Here is a 21,783-nt window from a genome sequence, read left to right as displayed (position 1 = left end):
CAAAATCATGAGCGCTCGCCGCGCAGAACTGAAACTCACATATAACGGAAAAGACATTTCAGGGCCGTTATCCGATTGGTTGATTGATTTCAATTACTCGGATGCGGCACCTGGCTACTTAGATGACTTGCAGCTCACACTTGCAGACCGCGAACGCCGCTGGCAATCGGACTGGATTTCGATGGCGGGAGATAAAATCAAGGCGGAAATCATCACGCACAACTGGTTTAAACACGGCGAGACCATGAAGCTTCCGTGCGGGACATTTTCCGTGGATGCCGTGGACTTCGCTGGTCCACCGGACACAGTGCAGATCAAAGCCTTATCTTTGCCAGTAAGTGCGTCAATTCGCCATGAAAAACGAACTAGGGCATGGGAAAAGGTAAAACTATCAACCCTAGCACGTGACATCGCAAAAAGGGCAGGTTTGAAGCTTTTTTTCAGCGCAGATGACACAACGTATGATCGCATTGAACAGCAAGACCAGTCCGACATGGCTTTTCTTATGGATGCTTGCATTAAAGAAGGGGTGGCTATCAAGATCACAGGCGGAAAGCTCGTGTTGTTTGATGAAGCAAAATTTGAGCAACAGGCGCCAATTATGACGATTAACCGCGGGGAAAGCAATGTCAGTTCGTATTCGTTTAGCTGGAGTACATCAGGAGCGGCGTATCGTTCTTGTGTTGTTACGTATCAACATAAAAAAAAGAAGATGACAAAAACAATACAAGCTTCGTACACACCGCCAGGCGCACCGAAGACGGGACCGACATTGCGAATTAAAGAAAAGATAGACTCTCAAGCTGCAGGCATACGATTGGCGAAGAAGAAGTTACGAGAAAAAAATAAAGAAGTCGGAAAAGCAAGCTTGTCCATGATGGGTGACGTTAGGCTGGCAGCAGGCGCTACAATCCAACTAAAAGACTTCGGTCGATTCGATGGCAAGTACATCATTGTGAGTGCAAAGCATGCCGTTGGTTCAGGTGGATACCGTACCGACTTAGAAATAAGAAAAGTATTGGGGTGGTAGCATGATCCGCATCGGTACAGTTTCAAGCGTAAATGCAGCTCAAGCAACTGTCCGTGTCACATTTGCTGATCAGGACGACATAGTGTCTGACGAGCTGCCTATTGTCTTTTTGCAAACCAATAGCGCAAAAGTCTACGCCATGTCTGCAGTTGGGGACATGGTTGTTTGTGTTTTTGACGATGATCAGGGGTTTTGCATTGGCTCTTATTATGGGGAAGATGACAAGCCGCCGACTACTAAATCAAGCCAGCTCGGTGTTTGGTTTGAAGATGGTAGTTTTGTTTTTTATGACAGTGAGACAAAAATACTGAATATAAAAGCGATGAGCGGTATCGTAGTCGAAGGTAAAACAACCATTAAAGCGCCAGATGGTGTGCGAATCGAAGGCAACCTCACAGTGACAGGTAAAATTTCACATGGCGGTATCTCACCATGATCGGTTCACTCGGTGGAATAGTTTTCGTGGCCACAAACCAAAAGATACGTACTTTCGACGGGTTCAGTCGTAGCACTGCTGGACGGTGGGCAAAGCATGAAGTACTTGGTCGCAAGCCGCTAACTCAATGGATAGGGCCTAACCTTGATACGGCTTCATTTGCGATGCAATTTAGCATACAACGTGGCATGAACCCGATTAATGAAATGGCAAAATTGCAGCAGCTCGCAGCCACCGGAAAAGCTGTTCCACTCATTGTTGGCGGCAGAACGATCGGAACCGGAATGTGGGTCATCACATCAGTGGAACAAAAATGGGAGCAAATAGACAACAAGGGTAGAATTCTATCTGGCGGTGTCACAGTTAACTTGGAAGAGTACGTTCGTAATGTGAGGCGATAAGATGCGAACATTTGAAGTTAGGAGAGAAAGCACAGGTATCGACTTTGCTCCGGATGGAATTGAAGAGATCAATCAAAACTTACGTACCATTTTGGGGACGATGGTCGGTAGCGTACCATTGGATAGGGAGTTTGGTTTTGACGCTTCCATGCTGGACGAGCCGCAAGAACTTGTGCAAGCGAGAATGACAGGTGAGATCATAACAGCTATTCACACGTACGAACATCGCGTACAAGTAATAGAAGTAGTTTATGAGGATGGAGAGCAGTTGGGACAACTCATCCCGATTGTGAGATATGGTTTAGTGGAGGAGGGGGAAGGTGAGTAGTTTAAACCAATTACCAGACATAACTTTCGTTGATGAAGACGTAAACAAAACTATTAACAACTTAGTTTCCACGTTTGAGGCAGTATCAGGTCGCAAATTATTTCCTGCGGACCCGATACGCCTTTTTTTATTGGCTACGGCACAAATGTTGAGCCATCAACACGTTCTTATAAACCATGGCAAAAAGTTGGATCATTTGAAATACGCTAGGGGAGATTTCCTAGACCATATTGGTGCACGCTCGGAAACTAAGCGGTTACCAGCAGCAGCGGCAAAGACGACTGTTAGGTTCACGCTTTCCGCGCCGCGCCCGTCTGCGGTTACTATTCCAGCAGGTACAAGGGTGACAGGTGGCGGGAGCCAACTGTTCTTCGTAACTGACAATGTGGCGGAAATACGACCAGGGGAGCTATCTCTTGACATAGCGTGCTCTTGCACCACATCGGGATTAGTAGGAAACGGATTTTTGGTAGGACAAATTGATACCCTCGTTGACCCTATACCTTTTGTTGCAAATGTACGTAACAATACTGAAAGCAGTGGTGGAGCAGAAATAGAATCTGATGACTCATACCGTGATCGCATACGAACGGCGCCTGAATCATTTTCTGTGGCCGGACCTGTTGGGGCATATCAATATTGGGCTAAGACTGCCAGCCCAGCAATTATTGATGTTAGTGTGAGCTCGCCAGCACCTGGAGAGGTTCGGGTTGTTCCACTTCTGACTGGTGGCGGGATGCCGACGCAGGACATTCTTAATGCTGTCACCGTGGCATTAAACGATAGAAAAGTTCGACCTCTCACCGACAGGGTTACGGTTGCAGCACCGACGACAAAACCATACACCATAGATCTTTCGTATTGGATTATTCGTGAGCGTGCGGCGGAAGCAGTCACCATACAGTCTGCTGTTGCGCAAGCGGTGAATGATTTTGTGGTGTGGCAAAAGTCAAAGTTAGGGCGTGATGTTAACCCGTCTGAACTTATACGACGAGTAATGTTGGCGGGAGCTCATCGTGTCGATGTCGTTAGCCCGACGTATGGAGTGATTGCAGCCGCCGAAATAGCGGTTACCTCGACGCCTACTGTGACGTATAGGGGGCTGGCTGATGATTGATATTGTCCGTGTTAGTTTGCTCGATCTGCTACCTTCTAACGTAGCTAAAGATCCAAATATTAAAGCGGCAGCTATAGCCATTGATAGAGAATTGGATGAGCTCATAGAAGAAATCAGGCAGCTGCCACGCTTTTCACGTATGGACGAATTGACCGACGAAGAAGTGGACGATCTGGCTTGGGAGTTTCACGTCGATTTCTATGATCCTACTCTTCCGTTGCAGCAGAGGCGGGAGCTTGTTAAAAATGCGATTCCATGGCATAGGCGTAAGGCAACGCCGAGCGCTATAGAGGAATTGGTGACATCCCTTTTTGGTGAAGGCAAAGTCGAGGAATGGTTTGAATATGGCGGACAGCCCTATCATTACAGGGTTATTACGAACAATCCGGATGTGACCACCTCAAAGGCACAAGAGTTTATAAAGGCTGTCGAATCTGTGACTCGGTTGAGTGCTCGGCTTGAAAAGATCGTTATTTCACAGACCGAAAATATGAATTTGTATTTTGCAGGTGCTTTGCACATGGGCGAAAAATTAACAATAGAACAGGTGGTGACATAATGGCTGCGTTTAACGGATTCACACTGACACAAAAAGGTCGAAATCTTCACGCCAAGGCTCAAACCGGAGTGCAGTTACGTTATACCCGTTTCGCACTCGGTGACGGTCAGCTAGGAACTTCCGACCCTATCAGCTTGAATAGACTTATCAGTGAGAAAAAATCATTAGGTGTTGCCAAATTGGCCCTCCAAGGCGAGGGGAAAGCAGTTGTTGGAACTGTCATCACAAATAAAGACATCGTAGCGGGCTTCTACTTGCGCGAGATTGGTATTTTTGCACAGGACCCGACAGAGGGTGAAATACTGTATGCCTACGCCAATTCGGGGCAAACTGCTGAATTCCTTCCTCCTGGTGGCGGTCCCGATGTAATTGAAAAAGCGCTCGACGCGATATTGATCATCAATGGAGCAACTAATGTAGTCGCAACAATTGATGCATCACTCGTTTGGGCAAAACCCGAAGAAATCGCGGCGGCTGAAATTAGGGTAAAGCAATACACTGAGCTAAAAATTAAAGAAGTAACGGTGACATCAATTGGCGCAGCCCCAGCACAACACAGTCACACGGCAGAAGCGCTACCTAAAGCAACAGTCACTACGCAGGGGATAGTCCAACTAATAGATTCAGTCACAAGCACAGCGCTCAATTTGGCGCCAACAGCAAGCGCTCTGAAAAAAGTGTACGATGAGGCGGCGCTGGCAAAGCAGTATGGCAATGACGCTAAGGCAGCGGTGGTCGCGTCGCTCATTGCCAAAGGAATGCCAGCGACCATCAACAATACCTGGGCTGAGTTGGCAGCTATGGTGCGCCAAATTCAATCAGGGCCTCCTACTGTGCAAACGCATTTTGCAGCTGTGTTCTTGCCGCTTGGACAATGGGTCACAGTAACCACTCCTTTTAGTACTCCTATTGGATTTCATCTTTCAACATATCATACGGGGAGTGACGCACTTGGGTCGTACCAGTTTGAAAATGATGTAGGGCATATCCGCGCGAATAATGCGCCCACAGGTGAGATTAAGATCAGATGGGTACGCAACGGCGGTGGTAGTGTGATGCAGTTTGCCATAGACATCGAATATCTAGCAGGTTCAGTTAAGGTACGTGCCAGAGAAGTTCAACGTACTCCTGCTGATTTTGGTTTTGGGTGGCATCACGCAGGATTTTCCCTCTACGGATTTTAGATTGAAGGAGGTGAGAAGAGGTGTCCGAAGAAATGAAAGCTGTGACCGAAACTTTAGTAAATGTCAGGGTCGATTTAGCTCGACTTGAGGCAAAAGTTGACGTCATACGTGATTTGCCACACAAGGTTGAGGCCGTGAGGTCAATTGCTGAGGAAGCACTTGATCAAGGTAAGTCGGCGCATCATCGCCTTAGTGAAACAAGAGAAGATTTTAAAGAAGAAGTCAATAAAATAGAAGACAATCAAAAATGGCTTTGGCGGACAGTGACGGGAGCGTGTGTCACAGGTACTGTCACTGCCATTTTTGCTTTCTTTATAAAATTGAAAGGGTGATTACTATGACAAATATTCAAAGCCGTTTCAAGAACAAATATTTTATTTTGGCGCTTTCCGGTTTCATCTATCAGTTACTATCTGAGTGGGGGGTTGCTCCTGCGGTTGGAATTTACCAGTTAGGCGTTGACTTACTATCGTATTCGCTGATTGGTATCGGTATTTATTCCACTTTCGACGGAAACGGAGGTGCTAAAAAAGATGGTCCAAATTAAACAGCGCTTGCTTCCGAACGGAAAGAGTAATAAGCCGAACCGTTTCATGACACCGAGCTATGTAACGATACACAACACGGATAATACAAGTGTAGATGCGGATGCCGAAGCACACGCTAGATACGTTATCAACGGCAGTGGCGGGGAAAAGAAAAGTTGGCACTACACGGTAGACGACCGTGAGGCGTACCAGCATTTGCGCGATGATGAGCAAGGATGGCACGCTGGTAGCAGCAAAGGAAACCGCTGCAGTATTGGCATTGAAATCTGTATGAATCAAGGTATCAACGAGAAGAGCGCATGGAAAAACGCTGCGCAGCTCGTAGCCATGTTGGTACGCAGTCACAACATTCCGCTGCAGCATGTTGTGCCGCACCGTCACTGGTCGGGTAAGCAATGTCCGAGTCGCATCCTACCACACTGGGATGCGTTTTTTAATTTAATCAAAGAGGAGCTGAAGCGCGTGGACAAGCCGCAGCAGAAAGTAACGATTGAAGTAAATGGAGTGGATATAGAGGATACTATGTTAGTAGACGGTGTAGCATATGCTCCTGTCCGTGACGTAGCAGCAGCTTTGGGGGCTAGTACGACATGGGACCAAAAGGAGAAGAAAGTTACCGTCACAAAATAAAAATAGACATCAAGGAGACAACATGAATAACAGCACGATATACAACATGGACTGTATCACAGGGGCTCGCGAGCATATTGCAGACGAGTCCCTCGATCTTATTATTTGTGACCCGCCTTACAATCTTGGTTTCGGTGGGACTTCAATGACAAAAAATAAAAAGCCACGCTTTAACACTATTGCCAACGATACGCTGTCGGATCATGATTTTAGACGCTTCACATTTGGTTGGTTGCGTGAAGCATATCGCACGTTGAAAACTGGCCGACACATTTATGTATTTATCGATTGGCGCATGTATCCGCTCGTGTCGCTGTGGATGCAGCAAGTTGGCTTTGTGGTGAAGAACTGCATCGTTTGGGACAAGGCTCATATGGGCATGGGCTGGCAGTATCGTTATCAACATGAATTTATCATCATGGCAGTTAAAGGCCGTCACAAGGTTCGGCGTATCTCCACGCGCAAGGAGACGGATATATGGCGCATCAAGCGTATTCCAGGCAACAAGACCATCCATCCAACCGAAAAACCCATAGAGTTAATGGAGAGGATTGTTCTATGCAGCAGTGAAGTAGGAGAGACAGTCGGAGATTTTTTCATGGGATCAGGTCCGGTCGTCGAAGCAGCATGCAAACATGGTAGGAATATCATCGGATTTGAAATTGATGAAGAATATTTTAAAATTTCACAAAATAAAATATTGAAAATAGTGGGAAAATAATATACATTTGTTTTTGAAGATGTTTTTCCCAATCAGTTGAGCCGTCGAGGGTGTATGCCTTCGACGGCTTTTTTTTGTTGACAAGATATTCCGTGTGATTTATCATATACGTAGCAACTATTGTTCCTACGAGGAATTGAAATGACTTTTCATTTCACATTTTACGAGAAACCACCGTTATCATAGCGGTGGTTTCTTCGTGTTCTTGGACATAAAAATTCGCCTACACAGCGGCTATCGGCCTTATTAATCTTCATCGAGGTAGAATAGTTTGGAATCTGTGTAAATAGTTCCGTCTGACCATAAGGTGCCATCTTCGCTAATTTCAAATGAAACTGAGCTAGACTCTGTTTCGTCCCAAGCGAAAATGCAAAACATCCCCTCTTCATTCATTTTCGCGCCTACCGTGTAGGTGTGTCCCCGTTTCGTGAGTGCGTTTGCTAATTCCAGCGTGATGCTAGAATCATCCCACTCATCGTCAAGTGTGCTATTTTGGAAATGATGCAAGGCATTTATTCCAAAATGTGAAGCCCCAAATTCAACATCAGGGCAAATTTTATATACACTCCACAAACCATCATGTGGAGATGCTACCATTTCTGTATACCTTGGTTCGTTCTCTCCTCCCAAAAAGTCTACTTCTATCTCCCCCTTGCTATATGTTACAATCCCAAAAAACCCTGATTCATCTTTTTTGAACATGGATTTCAGCTGTTCTTTTAGTTCTTCACCGCTTACGCTCGATGGCGTAGCGTTGATAAGATCATAAATTTCTTCCACCCCTTTCAGGGTATGTGCGCTAATTGCCAAGTGAATCACGCTCCTTTTCTTTTGATAATTTTGCGTTCTTTTCCTCGCCACACTGAAACCTCCTCGTGGCAGCGTGTCTTTCCGCCTTATCTTTTAACCACAATGGACGCCCGCCGATGAGATAATCTGGTTTAGGAAAGTTCCCTCGATAATTCGGCTTAACAACTCGTTTAGCTGTTGTATATACGGATTGTCTAGATATCCCTAGTAAATCCGCAAAACCTTGTATATCAACTACATTCGGGGGCGTTATTACTTTCCCTCAGCCAATTCTCTCGAATCCAGCACCGCTTTCAGGGCGAAACGGGCTGCTTGTTCTGTCTCATGCCATTCAAAACCGTCAGCTCCATCTTCAACGTTCTTAGCGGGAATCTCATCCGCAAATGGATATTCACTTCCCCAAGCGAATGCAAATCCGTTTCCACCTGCTAAGATGGCATAAGCTTCACCATCAACCGGAAAATCCTTCACGAAAACAATTCTTTCAACCTTAATCAAGTTAATCCCAACCCTTCTTAATTGGTTTGTTTTTCCTTGGTCTAAATATACAATAAACGGTTTACTATTGTCAAACGAACAAAATAAGAACAAAACCTAAATTATAGAAATTGATAAATCATCAAGGTGTGATTATAATAAGAACAAATGTTCTGTTTGAGGTGAAGCAAATGAGTGAATGGTATAGTCAGTTACAATCGCGTGCGGCCAAGCATAGGCCTGTGCGCAAGGCAAATTCCGACGTGTGCCAATGCAAAGTAAATATGAAGGGGAAGTGGATAGAGGGGGAGTATATCTGTGTGAAGTGTATGAAACATGTATACGCGGATGCGAGACCAAAAAAATAAGCCCCTCATAGGGGCTTTTGTAATTAGCATTTGTATGTGTAAATATAAACCTCGCCATTTTTCCGAATTGAAATAATCGAATCATCGTCCAACAATCGGTGCATTTCAAGCCCCTCATCAGGGGTCAAATACCCACCGTTAGGCAACGGTTCTTTCTTTCGCGATTCCGCTAAAAAGGAAAAGTATTTCACAGGATTATTTATAAATCTATAAGAAATCCAATCCGATTCCTTTTCTTCATTGCCACCAAACATCTCGTACCCGTTGCGCTGAAACCAATTGACTACGCCAGACGAAGTTTTGTACTTAGCCAAAATGCGCTTTACAACATACCGATCGGTGTATAGATTGCCGATTCGAAAATCTTGAAAGCACAATCTGCATATGCCCAGTCCTGACATTCGGTCTGTCCATCTTTCTTCATCTTGTTGCGGTGAAAACGTGAATTCCATTTCGTGTTCTTCTCGTTCTTTAGCGCAATAAAAACAGTTTACATGGGGATGTTGTTCCCTCCACTTATTAATGTTTACGATTTCATTCTTAACATATTTAAATTCCTTAGGTGCCACATAATTTTCCATGTTACTGCTTTGCCATCCGCCCATCTTATTCCCTCCGATTTACTCGCATGCTACGCCGTCACCATTACGGTCCAGCGCTGCTCTATACCCTGCATCGCCTTTGGATATTGGTGCCGCACCTGCCTCACGAGCCTCTGTGCAGTTTTTGTAGTAAACCTCGTCGTCCGATTTCTCCTTGGTAGCCGGCTGCTCTACATTTTCACCAAACCCCTCATCGGTTGCGTAATTCTCGATGCTCCATATGCCGCGTTCTGCTTTGTGTGCTTCAGCCTGTACCTCACGAAATTGATCGACGTATTTTACGTTAGGCGGGTAAACGTAGGCTACACGAGCAAGCCCTTCACGCAGCAGTTCTTCGTTAAATAACTTACCATCCACCCATATGTATGCGAGCAAGCGACCGTATTTGTCCCGTGCGGAGACGTCAATTTCGACCTCTACGTCGCGGTCTTGCAGCTGCTTTTTCGCATAGTTGGAAGCCTCTGGACCAAACGGTTGGACGGGTTTGTGCGGGTGCTTTGTCTCTGGCGTATCGACGAGAAGCAAACGGACTTTTTCTGTTTTTCCATCCATCTCGATTTCGATTGTATCGCCGTCGACGACATCCGTTACTGTCGCTTTGATACGTTTTGCATTGTCTTGCTTAATCGTTGTGGCAGTAATAGGGCTGGCTGCTGTTGGTTGGGGTTGCTGTGTGGTTTGTGAGTTGCATCCAGCAAGAAGTGTGGCAATTAGTAAAAGCGATAATACCCTACTCATCGGACTGTAGCTTTTCATAAGCACTTGAATTGTTTTCGAGCCATGTTTCCGCCACTGCTTCATCTGCGTCGTTTGTTTTGTCTGAAGCTATGAATTTGTTGATGTTATCTCGGTTTTTAAGGAGAGCTCTTTGTAGCTCCGTTTTTTCGGAATCAGTGAAGAGTATTGCCTCCGACTGATTAAAAAGATAGATTGCGAGTTGTTCTGCTGTCATTGTTGACTTAATGAACATGGCGAGGTCCATCCAGCTCTGACCTTGCATTTCAGGAGCGCGGAACTGACTCTTCATTTCAAGTTTTTCTAAATGATCTATTGCTTGTTGGTCATTCTTGTTTATTTCGATAAGCGTATTTATGACTTGTTCAAAACGACTCATAAATAATTCACTCCTTCATTTTTTGAGGATTGCCGTGACCATCGGGGCGTAGTCCCTAGGTTTTGTCCGATATTCTTATTAGCTTTCCTTGATCCGCCAAGTCTTTCAATTCACCAAGAACGCTGATTAGGCTATCCGCTTGATGCTTCAATATTAGAAAATCGTTGAGAAGCTTTCTAACATCTTCAAGAGGGATTTCCACATTTTCTGCCTCTTTATTTTCAACAATTAAAGCCTCTAATTTTTCGATAGTTTCATTTGGATTGAACATGATTATCTCCTCCCTTGTCATTTTCGAATTCATGACAGGTGCACCTTTAACTCATATTTTACAACATTGACGGGACAACAGGAACTGGGTTGCGAAAGCTTGATTTAATCTTCGAATCTCATCCAACTGTTCGGAGTCGGACAGGTCGATCCAAGTCAAAATCGATCGTACCTGTTGAGCGTAAAATGCTGTAGCTGTTTGTTCTGCTACATCTGCGTTCAGTTCCACTTTGTAGGCATTAAAAATCGCTCCGTAGATACACATCAATACTTCCTCCATTCATTAGATAGTTCGAGGGGCCGAAGCCCCGCGACTATAGTACCTCAATCCGAAATCCGGTTTCTTTTGTGAATGCCTCAATTGCTGCCTCGTTTTCGAAATAACGTACATAGGGCATAATCGATCCGCCCCATTGCAATTCAAATACTCGAGCTCGTATCACTTCGCATCCCACCTTATTTTCTACTTTTGAAAAGTGTCCAGGCTGTTACAACCAATGCTGCAAAAGTTACCGTGACGATTGCTGTAGTCATTACGACCATCCTTTCCGAGTTTCTCTTTCTATTGATACATTCAATGGTGTATAATCGTGGGGTGAGAGGGGCTACTTACTCGCCCCTGCTCATTTGGGTTTTACTCAGGACGTTGACCGTTGCCTCGGTCGGCGTCTTTTTCTTTTTTCTTTCTGATTAGCAACCACGCATTTATTACCGCGATTGCCAAGTTAGTCAAAGCTGTGATGAGCATGATGACTTTATCCAAATTGTTCACCCCTTTGGGAAGTTAATGTCTCACTTCCTAAATATAATATACCACTTATGAGATATTTGGTCAACAATAATATTTGCTTTTTGGGATATTTAATTTTATAATGGGGATATTAAATTTCAGAAAGGAGATGTACGGTCATGTTCTCGTTTAAGCCGTTGTGGGTTACTCTTGCTAAAAAGGGGATAACAAAAACTGAATTTCGGGAAGCGATTGGAATAGGTACTACTCAGCTTGCTAAAATGGGCAAAGATGAAAATGTGTCCATGGATATATTGGATAGGACCTGTACATTCTTGGACGTGGACTTGAGTGAAGTTGTAGTTCATGTGAAAGATGCGCCTTTTGGATACAAAGTTGAGTCAGGAGAATTGAAAGTAGAACAAAATCAGGCTAAAGTCGTACAACTGATATTTGAGCTTGGAAAATTTACTTCCAGTAATCTAAGCCTCAACGAATACGAAATCCGGGATTTACTCAACGAGTTCGGTATCCCCAAAAATGGAGCTGAATTCAATTATGAAAGTGTGAAAGAAGTGATAATCGAACGTGCTAGAGAGATTTTGAGAGTGCGTGCGGAAGAACGGAAAGAAAGTGAAGAGCCCGATGCGTAAAGTTCGGGCTCTCACATAATATTGAAAGGGTGATACCATGAACTTAACGCCGTCGGAACATACCGTTGGCGACCTCACCAGACATTACAGACGAAAAGCCAAGATATCTCAAGGGAAATTTGGGGAAAGAGTAGGCATGAGTAAAAGTCATGTCTCAAAGATCGAAACTGGATTAATTATACAACCGGAATATTCGACCATGCTCCGGATTGTAAAGGAACTGAACATTCCGATGAATGAAATGATACTATGTTACGTCAAGTACGAGTGCAGAGCTGACATATTGCAAATTATGTTACTCGAAGCAATTGGACTAGAAGATGCTGCTTTAACAAAAATAGTTGCATCTAAATATCTTGAATCACCTCACAGCGATAGCCTCGTTGCTATCGCGAAGTTATATGACACCACAGAACCGCTGGAGGACCCCGACACCAAACTTGCTCTATTCAAAGTGATTATCAACTATTCACGAGGCCACGGAGTAATGCCTTACTTGGCAAAGGCTCAACTGCAATCCTATCTAATTGAACGAGACGATTTTAGTAGATTGAGAGAGACGTACGATATGGGTAAGTACGTACTGAAATACATCGAATTTTTATCTGATGCCGAGCGAATTACACTGTACTATCGATTGGCTGTTCATGCATTCATACTTCGTATGCCTAAAGACATCGTGACGTATTGCGATCTAGTCAGAGCGGAACCAACCGAATCCGAATTTAAAATACACGCTGTGGGTATGCTGCGTGAGGCATATCTTTCACTGGGCAATTACGATATGACTGAAAAATACATAGAGGAGTATCGCATGTGTTCGCCTTATGATGATAATCATATAATGGTTGAGGCGATGCTTGCGTCTAAACGAGGGTACAAAGAGCTTGCTATTACCCAATTCGAAGTTTGTTTGCGACATTGCAGAGCAGATTACGTTATAAATGTGGTTAATGAATTGGTGTCTAATTATATTCAATTGGCTCAATTGGGGCCTATCCCCGACTTATTGTTGCTCGAAGAAGAAATCACAAAGATTAATTACAAATCTCCTTTAAAACGCGCGGAATTGGCACGATTTTACAAACAAAAAGGTGATTATTATGCACTACTTAAAGATTTGAAAAAATCGGTAAATAATTACTTGCTTGCAGCAGGTAATTATGTTCAAATAGATGATAATTCAAGCGAACACGAATGTCTGATGCTAATGTTCAGGTTGTACAGGACAAACCAGCGAAGTATGGACATCGAAACAATCGAGTTGCTTGAAAAATATCTCGAGTCTTGTTTTTTAGACAAATAAAGGGGAGAAATCGATTTATGAAAAAACGTTATTTTACAGTCTTCTTGCTTGCATTCGTTGTTTTCTCATCTACCTCTAGTATTGTAGTGGATGATGAGCCAATCAGGCTCTTCACCGGAGATTACCCTTGGAAACAATAATTTATAGGGCGCCTGCCAAGGCGCCCTATTTTTGTTCTAACTTAAAAGTTATATCCAAAAATAAAAAATGGGGTTTGAGATATAACCCATGCTATACTAATCTCACAATACAAAATATGACAAAATAAGAGGAGGGAAGCGTTACATATACACATTAAAAAGCTGCGCTTACGGTCATAAGCACAGCTTCGCAAAGAAATATTAACCTCACCTAGAGACTACACCACGGTGCATATACGCTTTCATCTTAGAGACTTGCGCACTATTTCCAATTATGAATCGACATAAACATTCTAGGGGTGACTGTCATCGAACAGAAAACGATAGACCTAGCTAAATTAGCCGATGTCTTAAATGTTGATATAAGTAAGCTCAAGGATGTTATTAATCAAGAGAGTGTTCCACACGAATATAAGCAAGTAGGCGTTTTATTTCCTTCTCAGAAAGTGGTTTCCCTTCAAAAGAAAACGAGAACCGGTTAAGAAGTTCTTCATCTGATAATTCAATATTTGATACTAACTCCTTCTCGTTTTGATACGGGTCGGAGTTTTTTATTAGCGTTTGTAGCTCATGTAAAAATTTTTCATTCGAGTCAGTTGAGTTGTAATTTGTAATATCATTTTTTATAGTCCGATAGTTGTAAAACTTATTAAATTCTGAATACGCATACTCTTCATCTGCTTTTGATCGGTCGTCTTCTCCAGTCTGCAAGAAGGTGCCATACCATTTGTTGAAACCAAGTTGGCCGTCTTCGGAAACAATTTTCCCGCCAAATATATTGAAAACTTCCGCATGATACTTGCTGAGAAAGAACCCCTCATCGTTCACGAACTTCTTCAACAAATCCAGTATTCGTTCAACCACACCATTACTATCCGAATGTATTTGTCCCAGTTGTTCTGCTTGCTCGTTGTCTATATTCACGTTGGCTTTTTCTAAAAGTAAGGGTAAAGGTATGTTCAAAGCGTTAGCGAGTTTTACAAGTGTTGGAGTTTTGGGAGCGGGGCGTACACCATTTTCTATGCGCGATAAATGTGAGTGGTTGATGCCTACTTGCTCTCCAAGATCAGTTAAACTCAAACCCTTTGCCTCGCGACTTTCTTTTAAAAATTTCCCGAATTCACTCATTTCAATCACCCATCCTCAATTTATCATTAAACCTTGTGCCTAATGACACATTGATTATACTATCAATTGTGCCAAAATGCAAAGTAAAACTAAGGGAAAGTTGTGCCAAATGACATAAACGAGAAAATACGTTCGCTTTTGGCGGTATTTGATCGAATTCGAGGTTTTGCTTTTTGGCACAATCAGTTTATGCTTTAAATGTGCCAAATGACACAAAATGAATGCGGGGTGAACAAATTGAAAGTAGCAGCAATTGACACAGACAAGCTCAAAAGCTACTTGGAGATGGAGCAATTAAGCATTTCTGACATGGCGCACAGCATCGGGGTTTCTCATTCTAACTTATCTCGTGTGCTTAGCAATCAACGCCCAGCGGGCGGGAGAGTATGGGGCGGATTGGTGGGATATTTCGGACGTAGGATATTTGAATTCATCTCGTATGATTCGAATGTGCCAAAAGGCACAAAAAAGGAAGCGGGGTGACTAAGCGTGACCTACAAGGAAACCCAAGAATATGTACGACTTGCTCTTACGCTCATTGTTGGAATGTTACTCGGTAGTGGCTTCACAATTTGGCTGGATGGAGGTTGGTGAGATGAGCATTGCAGTAGGAATTGTTCGTAACATTGATGAGTTAGGACGGATTGTCATTCCGGCGGAAATGCGTCAGATGTTGCATATGGGGAAAGGTGATCCAGTGGTTATCACATCAGATAACGTTAGCGTGACACTCCGTAAGTATGCACCTGGTTGCACTTTCTGCGACAGCTTGGATCGATTACTCGATTTTAAGGGAAAGAAAATTTGCTCGCATTGTAAGGTACGTATTTTGAATGGAGGTGAATAGTCGTGCAAATCAAGTTCTTGGAACTCAAACTTGCATCGTTCAAGAATCACGGGAACCTGAAAGTAAACTTCACAGACGTTACTCGTATAAGCGGTACTAATGGAGCGGGTAAATCCTCTATCGGGGAAGCAATCGCATGGGTGTTGTTCGGGGTTGATTCGCTTGGTAGCAAGTCAGACCCGTCCCCGACGACATATGATTTTGAACAAGTTGAAGCCGAATTGCTTCTCACCGTCGATGACAAACAGGTGCTGCTGGGGCGCACACTTCCAGTAGGCAAGGCAGCTAAGTTTTACATAAATGAGGTGCCAAAGAAGGCTAAGGAGTTTGAGGAAATTGTTAGCCAGCTATTTGATAAGCAATTATTCATGTCATTATTCACTCCTTCATTTTTCTTTACTCAACACTGGGAAGAACAAAGAGCGCAGCTGCTGCGATATGTATTGCCACCTGCAAACAAAGAGGTGTTCGCTCAATTGCCAGCTCCGCAGGCAGAAAAGTTAGCGGAACAGGTCAAGAAGAAGTCTTTGGAGGACTTGCAAGCGCAGCATGCAGATAACAAGCGCAAGCAGGACAAAGCATTGATTGCTGCAAAAAGCCGAACTAAAACGCTAATTGAACAACTTGAGTCAGCGCCAGATACCAATGATATTGATGCTGAGTCACTCACTCAAAAACTATGCGAAATCAACAAGAAACTCGACGATTTTAAGGAGAAGCAAGGTGAGGCACGGGCGCATAATGCCAAGATTGAAAAGTTAAAAGTTCAGCTGCAGGTCACTAAGGATGGAGCCAACAAGATTCGAGCTGAGTATAAACAAATCCATTCAATTCCAGTTGAAAATGAATGTACCATGTGTGGTCAAAAGCTGACTGATGACGCTGCAGCAGTTGTGATAGATAACAAGGAGAAGCAGTTGGACGAAATTAAATCTAGGTATCAAGTGCTATCGGATCAATACAGCAGGATGGAAAAAGAGCTTACAGGCTTAGAGATTGTAGAGATAGATGATGCACAAGCCCTATTCCAACAAAAATCTGATATTGAGTCGCAACTGAAAACAATCGAATCACAGGACCGACTGGCTTTAGCAATTGAGGAAGCCAAACAGAACGAGCGCGACATACATGAAAGTTACACAGAATCAGTGTTTATCCTTGACTCTATCAAAGCATTCAAAGCCAAGGAAGCGGAGTTGATGGCTGAAAAAGTGGGCGGCTTATTCGAAACACTCACATTGAAATTGTTCGCTGAAAACAAGGGAGATGGGGAGCAGAAACCATTTTTCGAAGTTGAGGTGAATGGCAAGCCCTACAGGAAGTTGTCTACTGCTGAGAAGATCCTTGCAGGGCTTGAGCTTATCAGTGTGCTATCGGAACAAAGTGGTGTTGCAGCACCAGTCTTTGTGGATAACGCTGAGTCAATTATCAAGTATCAAGCGCCGGATGGTCAACTAATTGAGTGTCGAGTTGCGGACACGCCATTCACTGTTACGGAGGTGTAGTGATGGATAATTTAACATACTGCGTTGCTTGCGGATGGGGAAAAGGCTCGGCTTCACTATTAGAAATCAAACAACAAGAAGCGAAGCATGGTGACTATGTCTGCATCAACTGTGAAGAATTCTTTGAAAGCATTATAAACGCGGCAAAAGATGAAGCAATTGCAATTAACAAAGGTTACGGCCTTCCTTGTGAGGCGCTTATCACAGATAACAATATCTATTACTTTGATGGTCCAATAATCGAAGATCCGAAAAAAGACTCCCTTGGATTCGGCGGATGCTGGTTTTTAATCACAAAGAAATACGGAGAGATTCGCAAGGTTATGGTAACTAACAACCTCTGGCGCGATCGTAGAGTTCCGGCAGCTTATCGCATTAAGTTGCAGCAAGCGGGGAGGATCGATTCAATTGTTGTTGGTATCGAGCGCCAGGAGCTTGCAAAGTGTAAAACGCTGCTGAACAGCATCCCATATTTACAACAGGAGGTCTAGCTCTATGAAAATCAAAGAGGTAACGGTAGGTTACACTTTCACGAAGAACCTCGGAAACTTCCAGTCACTAAAGGTGGAAGCGACTGTAACAATGGCGGTTGAAGATGGTGAGTCAGCAGATGAGGTAGCAGTTAAGGGTCGCCAATACTGCCGCGATCAGGTAAGGGAAGGGCTTGGGGAGTTTGATTCGGGGGTTCGCATATGATGAAGCTTGTTGCGTTCAAGCATGGATTCATAGCTGTGGATGAGCAAAATGAATGCATTGTACTGCGCAGAACAGGTCATGCAGAGCACATTGAAATCTCTTTTCCATTCTTCGATGACATGCACGTTATTAGACTTACCGCGTGTGAAGCTCTCAATCTTCGAAATGCATTAAATGAACTGGCGGCCCCACACTTACTGCAAGTTACTGGTGAGTAAGGTTGTACATCATACCCTTCACCTGGTCCATCGCTATACAAATACACAACGAACATTACCAATGGGGGAATAATTCATGAGTAATTCAATCGTTCAAGCAACTAATACTCAATCTGTTGTTAACAGTTTTTCGCAAACTGAACTTGATACGCTGAAAGCTACTATCGCAAAAGGCACATCAAACGAGCAGTTTGCACTCTTCGTACAGACATGTGCTCGCTCAGGCCTCAATCCATTTTTGAATCAAATCTATTGCATTGTTTACGACGGTAAGCATGGTCCGGTCATGAGCATCCAAATTGCCGTTGAGGGTATTGTTGCACTTGCAAAACGGCATGAGCATTACAAAGGCTTCATTGCATCAGAAGTTAAGGAAAATGATGAGTTTGAGATTAATGTTGTGACTGGTGAGCCAATTCATCGGATCAAGAGCATGGTGCGTGGCAAGACTATCGGAGCATATTGTGTGGCCTATCGCGATGGTGCTCCAAATATAGCAGTTATCATTACTGCGGATCAGGTAGACCATCTGTTAAAAGGCCGTAATGCCCAAATGTGGAGGGACTACTATGACGACATGATCGTTAAGCATGCTATAAAGCGGGCATTCAAGCGTCAGTTTGGCATCGAAATTGCCGAGGATGAGTACGCACAACCTAACTCTATTGACAACATGCAATCATACGAGCAACCAACACGCCGTGACATTACCTCAGAATCACAGCAACCACAACTGGAAAAACCTAAGCAAGCTGAACAACCTAAAGATGAAATGAAAATTGTAAGGGAGCAAATTGCTGCAGCATTCTCTCAACTTGGAATCAGGAATGAGCACGCAATGAGCGAATACACCGCAACTCGGATGAAGCAAAAAGGCGACAAGCCAACTCTGCAAGAGTTGAAAGGCTTGCTCAAGATGATGCATATGGAGATTGAAGAAAAGCAGGCCATTGCTGGCGTAGCTGGCGGGCTGGGTCCACTTGAATGATTCAGGTTAAGGTGCTGGCATCGGGATCGAAAGGTAATTGCATTTGGATCGGGAATGGCGAGGTCAACATTCTGATCGACATTGGATTGCCAAAGACCAAAGTAGAGAAGATCATGTTGCAGAATGATATTGATCCTTCAAAGATAACTGCAATTTTTCTAACTCATGAGCACGGCGATCATATTCAAGGCATCAGCTTTGCGAAAAAATACAAGATTCCTGTTCGCGGCAGTGAGGGCACGCTTAAAGCTATTGGATCGGTCGAAACGGCAGAGAAGCTTTGTCACGATGGCGTAGTGATGTTCAATGCTTTTGAGGATTCGGTCATCAAAGTCATGCCGTTTCGCGTATCACATGATGCTTATGACCCATATGGTTATACCGTTCAGGATAAGAAAGGGATGAAAGTCAGCATTTTGATGGATACAGGTACGGTTACTGGGGATATGCTGCGAGCCATGAGCCACAGCGACGTTTATATCTTCGAGTGCAATCACGACGTGGACATGGTCGTAGACGGCGACTACACGGAAGTTACCAAGTCTCGCATCTTGTCTGACATTGGTCATCTATCAAATGAAGCTGCGGGTGCTGCACTTTCGAAACTAGTAAAAGGTAAAGGGGAGCGGATTTATCTCACGCATATGAGCAGCAAGAATAATATGCCTGCGCTTGCGGAGATGACGGTTAAAAAAGCGCTGCGGGCAAAGGGATTTCACGAAGGGACGCATTATCATCTACACGTGGTATAGGAGGTGTGAGCGGTGCGGGGTTGGATCAAGATACATCGGAAGATAGCAGACAACGAGATGTTTAAAGATCCATTCTACCTGAAGTTGTGGATGCTCTGTTTGTTAAAAGCCGCTCACAAGCCTTTCCGACAAATTATCGGGAACCAGGCAACCCCTTTGCAAGCAGGACAGTTTGTAACAGGTCGAAAATCGTTGGCTGATGATTTTAACGATGGTGTATCTAAAAAGGATCAACGTAGTGATGCAACCATTTGGCGTATGCTACAAATGCTCGAACGTGAGGAAATGGTTATTATCCATTCATTCCGTAGTCATAGTGTAATTACAATCGCTAATTGGCATGAATACCAAGACGAAGACAGTGAACCGGCTCCACCGTCACAACCAGCGCGTAAAGGTGATCCCAAGAAGAAGCCGCAGTATCAGGAAGACGACACCTACTACAAGATGGCTGTTTACTTTCGCAGAAAAGTGGACGTTATGGCATCAGACAATGGTCTTAAAAACTTGACGAAAAATGCAAATATGCAGTCATGGGCAAAGGATTTCCAGTTGCTCGTTGAGCGGGACGGTATACAAGACAAACAGCTCATTTTAGATGTGATGAACTGGGTGGTAACGCACGAATTTTGGGCGCGGAATGTACTTTCAGCTAAGACATTTCGTAAACAGTTTCCAAAGCTTGTGCTTGCTATGAAAGCTAGCGGCAAGGTAGGGACAGCACCTCAGACTCTTTCCACGGAAGAACGTCAGCAGCAACAGAACTATGAAGATGAATTTAGAAAGTGGGTGACGGAAGGAAATGACCCCGCAGGTTTTAGATATGACGACACTTCGTGACCTTGAAGCGGAACAGGCGGTACTCGGATCAATCTTCTTGGCTCCAAGCACCATCAATGACGTCATGTTCCTAGCTCCGAGAGATTTTGCTTCCGAGCAGCACCGCCTCATATTTCAGGTGATGCAGCATCTTGCTAGTCGGGATGTGCCGATTGATATTGTCACGATTACAGCAGAGTTTCAAAAGCATAATAGGTTGAATGATATGGGTAGCGTCTCGTACTTAAGCAGGCTGTCTAATTCTGCGCCCACAGCAGCCAACATTGAGTATTATGCTTCGATTGTTAGGTCCAAAGCTATCCGCCGTCGAGCGACAGAGTACGGGCAAAAGCTAATTGACATGGCAGGCGATGACTTCGAGACGGATGAGGAATTTTTGTCTGCTGTTGAGGACGAAGTGTTGGAACTTCGACCTACTACACTAAACAAGATGCGGAGCTTTCGCGAATCTCGTGAAGATTACTATAAGCACCTTGAGGAAAAAGCCGCCAAGCTCAAAACAGGGCTTTTCAAGCAATATGATGAGTGGGCGCAATTGTGGCGTGGATGGTTGTATATCTTAGCAGGTCGCCCAGGTGTGGGTAAAACAGCTAAAGCTCTAATGCTTGCATACGGCATAGCTAAACATAACACTAATCCTGGTGCGGTTCTAATTTGGTCACAAGAAATGGACGAAAATGAAGTCAAAGACCGGATAGTTTCAATGGTAGCGGGTGTTAATTATCCACGATTGATTAACAAGGGCGGCGATGAAGGATTCAATGAAGCCGAATGGACCCGTATAAATAACGCATATAAAGAAATTGAAAAGCTTCCAATATTCATCCAAGACAGCGCGGGAGTCACAATTGATGAGATTAGGGCTACTGTTAAACAGTTTCGCAAGCGTCATGGTAAGGTTGCGGCAGTCATTGTGGACTATCTGCAAATTATGGATATTCCACAAAGAAAGAACGAGATGAGGGCTCAGGCAATAGGTAAAGTTACAAAATCAGCAAAACACATTGCTCGCCGCAATAAGCTGATATTTGTTCTGTTATCACAGCTTGACCGTTCCGTGGATAACGAGGAACCAAAGTTGAAGCACTTGAAAGAATCCGGCAGCATTGAGCAAGATGCAGACGTCGTGGAATTCCTTTGGCACAATCATAATGACCAACCGGATCGTACTAAAAAAATTATAGATTCGATTTTCGCGAAAGGTCGAAATGTGGGTGCTAATCGTTTCAAACTAGAATTCCACTGGTGGTATCAACGGTTTGTTGAAATCGTGAAAAAGGTGAACTGATGCAAATCCAATCAGAAGAACAATATCAGACGGTTATGGAACGCATCCTCAAAGGAGCTGAGATGATAGATCATCCGCTCACAACACCGGAGAAACG

General features: G+C 44.0%; 33 protein-coding genes. 23 read left to right on the top strand and 10 right to left on the bottom strand.

Annotated elements, in window-relative coordinates; all coding sequences use genetic code 11:
- Positions 1 to 7 precede the first annotated feature (7 nt).
- The 11 genes from KIK04_RS04940 to KIK04_RS04890 are packed head-to-tail and all read left to right on the top strand — an operon-like array spanning position 8 to position 6,954.
- Positions 8 to 1,030: a phage late control D family protein gene (locus KIK04_RS04940; protein ID WP_232277201.1), complete on the top strand. Its 1,023-nt coding sequence runs from the start codon at positions 8 to 10 to the stop codon at positions 1,028 to 1,030.
- Position 1,031: 1 nt separating this feature from the next.
- The gene (locus KIK04_RS04935) at positions 1,032 to 1,466 is read left to right on the top strand and encodes a phage baseplate assembly protein V (protein ID WP_232277200.1); all 435 of its coding nucleotides are present in this window, start codon (positions 1,032 to 1,034) and stop codon (positions 1,464 to 1,466) included.
- A gap of 26 nt (positions 1,467 to 1,492) precedes the next feature.
- A complete protein-coding gene (locus tag KIK04_RS04930) occupies positions 1,493 to 1,867 on the top strand; it encodes a phage tail protein (RefSeq protein WP_232277199.1) in 375 nt (124 codons plus the stop codon).
- A 1-nt stretch (position 1,868) separates the two neighbouring features.
- Complete coding sequence (locus tag KIK04_RS04925) at positions 1,869 to 2,195, top strand: GPW/gp25 family protein (RefSeq protein ID WP_232277198.1); 327 nt, start codon at positions 1,869 to 1,871, stop codon at positions 2,193 to 2,195.
- Complete coding sequence (locus tag KIK04_RS04920; RefSeq protein WP_232277197.1) at positions 2,188 to 3,312, top strand: baseplate assembly protein; 1,125 nt, start codon at positions 2,188 to 2,190, stop codon at positions 3,310 to 3,312. The genes KIK04_RS04925 and KIK04_RS04920 overlap by 8 nt, the downstream gene beginning before the upstream one ends.
- Positions 3,305 to 3,871 (top strand): phage tail protein I, encoded by a 567-nt coding sequence (locus tag KIK04_RS04915; protein ID WP_232277196.1) that lies wholly within the window; start codon positions 3,305 to 3,307, stop codon positions 3,869 to 3,871. Before KIK04_RS04920 ends, KIK04_RS04915 begins: the two co-directional genes overlap by 8 nt.
- Positions 3,871 to 5,055 carry a tail fiber protein gene (locus KIK04_RS04910; protein ID WP_269670996.1) on the top strand — a complete coding sequence of 395 codons (1,185 nt, stop codon included), beginning with the start codon at positions 3,871 to 3,873 and terminating at the stop codon, positions 5,053 to 5,055. The genes KIK04_RS04915 and KIK04_RS04910 overlap by 1 nt, the downstream gene beginning before the upstream one ends.
- A 20-nt stretch (positions 5,056 to 5,075) precedes the next feature.
- Positions 5,076 to 5,387: a hemolysin XhlA family protein gene (locus KIK04_RS04905; RefSeq protein WP_232277194.1), complete on the top strand. Its 312-nt coding sequence runs from the start codon at positions 5,076 to 5,078 to the stop codon at positions 5,385 to 5,387.
- A 5-nt stretch (positions 5,388 to 5,392) separates the two neighbouring features.
- Positions 5,393 to 5,602 carry a hypothetical protein gene (locus tag KIK04_RS04900; protein WP_232277193.1) on the top strand — a complete coding sequence of 70 codons (210 nt, stop codon included), beginning with the start codon at positions 5,393 to 5,395 and terminating at the stop codon, positions 5,600 to 5,602.
- The gene (locus KIK04_RS04895; protein ID WP_232277192.1) at positions 5,589 to 6,233 is read left to right on the top strand and encodes an N-acetylmuramoyl-L-alanine amidase; all 645 of its coding nucleotides are present in this window, start codon (positions 5,589 to 5,591) and stop codon (positions 6,231 to 6,233) included. Before KIK04_RS04900 ends, KIK04_RS04895 begins: the two co-directional genes overlap by 14 nt.
- A gap of 22 nt (positions 6,234 to 6,255) precedes the next feature.
- On the top strand, positions 6,256 to 6,954 hold the full coding sequence (locus KIK04_RS04890; RefSeq protein ID WP_232277191.1) for a DNA-methyltransferase: 699 nt from the start codon (positions 6,256 to 6,258) through the stop codon (positions 6,952 to 6,954).
- Between the two features lie 246 nt (positions 6,955 to 7,200).
- On the opposite strand, the gene KIK04_RS04885 is transcribed toward KIK04_RS04890, so the two are convergent.
- From KIK04_RS04885 to KIK04_RS24160, 9 genes are all read right to left on the bottom strand, one after another.
- Complete coding sequence (locus KIK04_RS04885; RefSeq protein WP_232277190.1) at positions 7,201 to 7,815, bottom strand: hypothetical protein; 615 nt, start codon at positions 7,813 to 7,815, stop codon at positions 7,201 to 7,203.
- 201 nt (positions 7,816 to 8,016) lie between these two features.
- Positions 8,017 to 8,262 (bottom strand): hypothetical protein, encoded by a 246-nt coding sequence (locus KIK04_RS04880; RefSeq protein ID WP_232277189.1) that lies wholly within the window; start codon positions 8,260 to 8,262, stop codon positions 8,017 to 8,019.
- Between the two features lie 370 nt (positions 8,263 to 8,632).
- On the bottom strand, positions 8,633 to 9,214 hold the full coding sequence (locus tag KIK04_RS04875; RefSeq protein ID WP_232277188.1) for a hypothetical protein: 582 nt from the start codon (positions 9,212 to 9,214) through the stop codon (positions 8,633 to 8,635).
- A 15-nt stretch (positions 9,215 to 9,229) separates the two neighbouring features.
- Positions 9,230 to 9,967, bottom strand: coding sequence for a thermonuclease family protein (locus KIK04_RS04870; RefSeq protein ID WP_232277187.1), 738 nt, complete (start codon positions 9,965 to 9,967; stop codon positions 9,230 to 9,232).
- The gene (locus tag KIK04_RS04865) at positions 9,942 to 10,325 is read right to left on the bottom strand and encodes a hypothetical protein (RefSeq protein ID WP_232277186.1); all 384 of its coding nucleotides are present in this window, start codon (positions 10,323 to 10,325) and stop codon (positions 9,942 to 9,944) included. Before KIK04_RS04865 ends, KIK04_RS04870 begins: the two co-directional genes overlap by 26 nt.
- Before the next feature lie 55 nt (positions 10,326 to 10,380).
- Positions 10,381 to 10,596 (bottom strand): tudor domain-containing protein, encoded by a 216-nt coding sequence (locus tag KIK04_RS04860; protein WP_232277185.1) that lies wholly within the window; start codon positions 10,594 to 10,596, stop codon positions 10,381 to 10,383.
- 51 nt (positions 10,597 to 10,647) lie between these two features.
- A complete protein-coding gene (locus KIK04_RS04855; RefSeq protein WP_232277184.1) occupies positions 10,648 to 10,860 on the bottom strand; it encodes a hypothetical protein in 213 nt (70 codons plus the stop codon).
- A 49-nt stretch (positions 10,861 to 10,909) separates the two neighbouring features.
- Positions 10,910 to 11,038 (bottom strand): hypothetical protein, encoded by a 129-nt coding sequence (locus KIK04_RS24165; RefSeq protein ID WP_269670995.1) that lies wholly within the window; start codon positions 11,036 to 11,038, stop codon positions 10,910 to 10,912.
- A 191-nt stretch (positions 11,039 to 11,229) separates the two neighbouring features.
- Complete coding sequence (locus KIK04_RS24160; RefSeq protein WP_269670994.1) at positions 11,230 to 11,358, bottom strand: hypothetical protein; 129 nt, start codon at positions 11,356 to 11,358, stop codon at positions 11,230 to 11,232.
- 146 nt (positions 11,359 to 11,504) lie between these two features.
- On the opposite strand from KIK04_RS24160, the gene KIK04_RS04850 reads away from it, so the two are divergent.
- Complete coding sequence (locus KIK04_RS04850) at positions 11,505 to 11,978, top strand: helix-turn-helix domain-containing protein (RefSeq protein ID WP_232277183.1); 474 nt, start codon at positions 11,505 to 11,507, stop codon at positions 11,976 to 11,978.
- A 37-nt stretch (positions 11,979 to 12,015) separates the two neighbouring features.
- Positions 12,016 to 13,284, top strand: coding sequence for a helix-turn-helix domain-containing protein (locus tag KIK04_RS04845; RefSeq protein ID WP_232277182.1), 1,269 nt, complete (start codon positions 12,016 to 12,018; stop codon positions 13,282 to 13,284).
- Between the two features lie 524 nt (positions 13,285 to 13,808).
- Here the strand turns inward: KIK04_RS04845 and KIK04_RS04840 are convergent.
- On the bottom strand, positions 13,809 to 14,552 hold the full coding sequence (locus tag KIK04_RS04840) for a helix-turn-helix domain-containing protein (RefSeq protein WP_232277181.1): 744 nt from the start codon (positions 14,550 to 14,552) through the stop codon (positions 13,809 to 13,811).
- 207 nt (positions 14,553 to 14,759) lie between these two features.
- Between KIK04_RS04840 and KIK04_RS04835 the strand changes: the two genes are divergently transcribed.
- The 10 genes from KIK04_RS04835 to KIK04_RS04790 all read left to right on the top strand — a co-directional run bounded on the left by KIK04_RS04835 (position 14,760) and on the right by KIK04_RS04790 (position 21,686).
- On the top strand, positions 14,760 to 15,035 hold the full coding sequence (locus KIK04_RS04835; protein ID WP_232277180.1) for a helix-turn-helix domain-containing protein: 276 nt from the start codon (positions 14,760 to 14,762) through the stop codon (positions 15,033 to 15,035).
- Between the two features lie 112 nt (positions 15,036 to 15,147).
- Entirely contained in the window at positions 15,148 to 15,399 is a 252-nt protein-coding gene (locus KIK04_RS04830) for an AbrB/MazE/SpoVT family DNA-binding domain-containing protein (protein ID WP_232277179.1), read from the top strand.
- Positions 15,400 to 15,401: 2 nt separating this feature from the next.
- Positions 15,402 to 16,904: an AAA family ATPase gene (locus KIK04_RS04825; protein ID WP_232277178.1), complete on the top strand. Its 1,503-nt coding sequence runs from the start codon at positions 15,402 to 15,404 to the stop codon at positions 16,902 to 16,904.
- 2 nt (positions 16,905 to 16,906) lie between these two features.
- A complete protein-coding gene (locus tag KIK04_RS04820) occupies positions 16,907 to 17,395 on the top strand; it encodes a hypothetical protein (protein ID WP_232277177.1) in 489 nt (162 codons plus the stop codon).
- 4 nt (positions 17,396 to 17,399) lie between these two features.
- Positions 17,400 to 17,600, top strand: a complete 201-nt coding sequence (locus tag KIK04_RS04815; RefSeq protein WP_232277176.1) for a hypothetical protein — start codon at positions 17,400 to 17,402, stop codon at positions 17,598 to 17,600.
- Positions 17,597 to 17,818 (top strand): hypothetical protein, encoded by a 222-nt coding sequence (locus tag KIK04_RS04810; protein ID WP_232277175.1) that lies wholly within the window; start codon positions 17,597 to 17,599, stop codon positions 17,816 to 17,818. Before KIK04_RS04815 ends, KIK04_RS04810 begins: the two co-directional genes overlap by 4 nt.
- Positions 17,819 to 17,894: 76 nt before the next feature.
- Positions 17,895 to 18,806 carry a RecT family recombinase gene (locus KIK04_RS04805; protein ID WP_232277174.1) on the top strand — a complete coding sequence of 304 codons (912 nt, stop codon included), beginning with the start codon at positions 17,895 to 17,897 and terminating at the stop codon, positions 18,804 to 18,806.
- Complete coding sequence (locus KIK04_RS04800) at positions 18,803 to 19,558, top strand: MBL fold metallo-hydrolase (RefSeq protein WP_232277173.1); 756 nt, start codon at positions 18,803 to 18,805, stop codon at positions 19,556 to 19,558. The genes KIK04_RS04805 and KIK04_RS04800 overlap by 4 nt, the downstream gene beginning before the upstream one ends.
- 12 nt (positions 19,559 to 19,570) lie before the next feature.
- The gene (locus KIK04_RS04795; RefSeq protein ID WP_232277172.1) at positions 19,571 to 20,398 is read left to right on the top strand and encodes a hypothetical protein; all 828 of its coding nucleotides are present in this window, start codon (positions 19,571 to 19,573) and stop codon (positions 20,396 to 20,398) included.
- Positions 20,361 to 21,686, top strand: coding sequence for a replicative DNA helicase (locus KIK04_RS04790; RefSeq protein ID WP_232277171.1), 1,326 nt, complete (start codon positions 20,361 to 20,363; stop codon positions 21,684 to 21,686). Before KIK04_RS04795 ends, KIK04_RS04790 begins: the two co-directional genes overlap by 38 nt.
- Positions 21,687 to 21,783 lie beyond the last annotated feature (97 nt).

Source organism: Paenibacillus sp. 481 (assembly GCF_021223605.1).
GTDB lineage: Bacteria > Bacillota > Bacilli > Paenibacillales > Paenibacillaceae > Paenibacillus_B.
This window is presented reverse-complemented; position numbering and strand designations above follow the sequence as displayed.

Excerpts from the sequence above, each read along its gene's own strand:
- KIK04_RS04940 (WP_232277201.1), top strand. The coding sequence starts at position 8 with ATGAGCGCTCGCCGCGCAGAACTGAAACTCACATATAACGGAAAAGAC.
- KIK04_RS04935 (WP_232277200.1), top strand. The coding sequence starts at position 1,032 with ATGATCCGCATCGGTACAGTTTCAAGCGTAAATGCAGCTCAAGCAACT.
- KIK04_RS04925 (WP_232277198.1), top strand. The coding sequence starts at position 1,869 with ATGCGAACATTTGAAGTTAGGAGAGAAAGCACAGGTATCGACTTTGCT.
- KIK04_RS04915 (WP_232277196.1), top strand. The coding sequence starts at position 3,305 with ATGATTGATATTGTCCGTGTTAGTTTGCTCGATCTGCTACCTTCTAAC.
- KIK04_RS04910 (WP_269670996.1), top strand. The coding sequence starts at position 3,871 with ATGGCTGCGTTTAACGGATTCACACTGACACAAAAAGGTCGAAATCTT.
- KIK04_RS04900 (WP_232277193.1), top strand. The coding sequence starts at position 5,393 with ATGACAAATATTCAAAGCCGTTTCAAGAACAAATATTTTATTTTGGCG.
- KIK04_RS04895 (WP_232277192.1), top strand. The coding sequence starts at position 5,589 with ATGGTCCAAATTAAACAGCGCTTGCTTCCGAACGGAAAGAGTAATAAG.
- KIK04_RS04890 (WP_232277191.1), top strand. The coding sequence starts at position 6,256 with ATGAATAACAGCACGATATACAACATGGACTGTATCACAGGGGCTCGC.
- KIK04_RS04875 (WP_232277188.1), bottom strand. The coding sequence starts at position 9,214 with ATGGGCGGATGGCAAAGCAGTAACATGGAAAATTATGTGGCACCTAAG.
- KIK04_RS04870 (WP_232277187.1), bottom strand. The coding sequence starts at position 9,967 with ATGAAAAGCTACAGTCCGATGAGTAGGGTATTATCGCTTTTACTAATT.
- KIK04_RS04865 (WP_232277186.1), bottom strand. The coding sequence starts at position 10,325 with ATGAGTCGTTTTGAACAAGTCATAAATACGCTTATCGAAATAAACAAG.
- KIK04_RS04860 (WP_232277185.1), bottom strand. The coding sequence starts at position 10,596 with ATGTTCAATCCAAATGAAACTATCGAAAAATTAGAGGCTTTAATTGTT.
- KIK04_RS04855 (WP_232277184.1), bottom strand. The coding sequence starts at position 10,860 with ATGTGTATCTACGGAGCGATTTTTAATGCCTACAAAGTGGAACTGAAC.
- KIK04_RS04850 (WP_232277183.1), top strand. The coding sequence starts at position 11,505 with ATGTTCTCGTTTAAGCCGTTGTGGGTTACTCTTGCTAAAAAGGGGATA.
- KIK04_RS04845 (WP_232277182.1), top strand. The coding sequence starts at position 12,016 with ATGAACTTAACGCCGTCGGAACATACCGTTGGCGACCTCACCAGACAT.
- KIK04_RS04840 (WP_232277181.1), bottom strand. The coding sequence starts at position 14,552 with ATGAGTGAATTCGGGAAATTTTTAAAAGAAAGTCGCGAGGCAAAGGGT.
- KIK04_RS04835 (WP_232277180.1), top strand. The coding sequence starts at position 14,760 with ATGACACAAAATGAATGCGGGGTGAACAAATTGAAAGTAGCAGCAATT.
- KIK04_RS04830 (WP_232277179.1), top strand. The coding sequence starts at position 15,148 with ATGAGCATTGCAGTAGGAATTGTTCGTAACATTGATGAGTTAGGACGG.
- KIK04_RS04820 (WP_232277177.1), top strand. The coding sequence starts at position 16,907 with ATGGATAATTTAACATACTGCGTTGCTTGCGGATGGGGAAAAGGCTCG.
- KIK04_RS04815 (WP_232277176.1), top strand. The coding sequence starts at position 17,400 with ATGAAAATCAAAGAGGTAACGGTAGGTTACACTTTCACGAAGAACCTC.
- KIK04_RS04810 (WP_232277175.1), top strand. The coding sequence starts at position 17,597 with ATGATGAAGCTTGTTGCGTTCAAGCATGGATTCATAGCTGTGGATGAG.
- KIK04_RS04805 (WP_232277174.1), top strand. The coding sequence starts at position 17,895 with ATGAGTAATTCAATCGTTCAAGCAACTAATACTCAATCTGTTGTTAAC.
- KIK04_RS04800 (WP_232277173.1), top strand. The coding sequence starts at position 18,803 with ATGATTCAGGTTAAGGTGCTGGCATCGGGATCGAAAGGTAATTGCATT.
- KIK04_RS04790 (WP_232277171.1), top strand. The coding sequence starts at position 20,361 with ATGACCCCGCAGGTTTTAGATATGACGACACTTCGTGACCTTGAAGCG.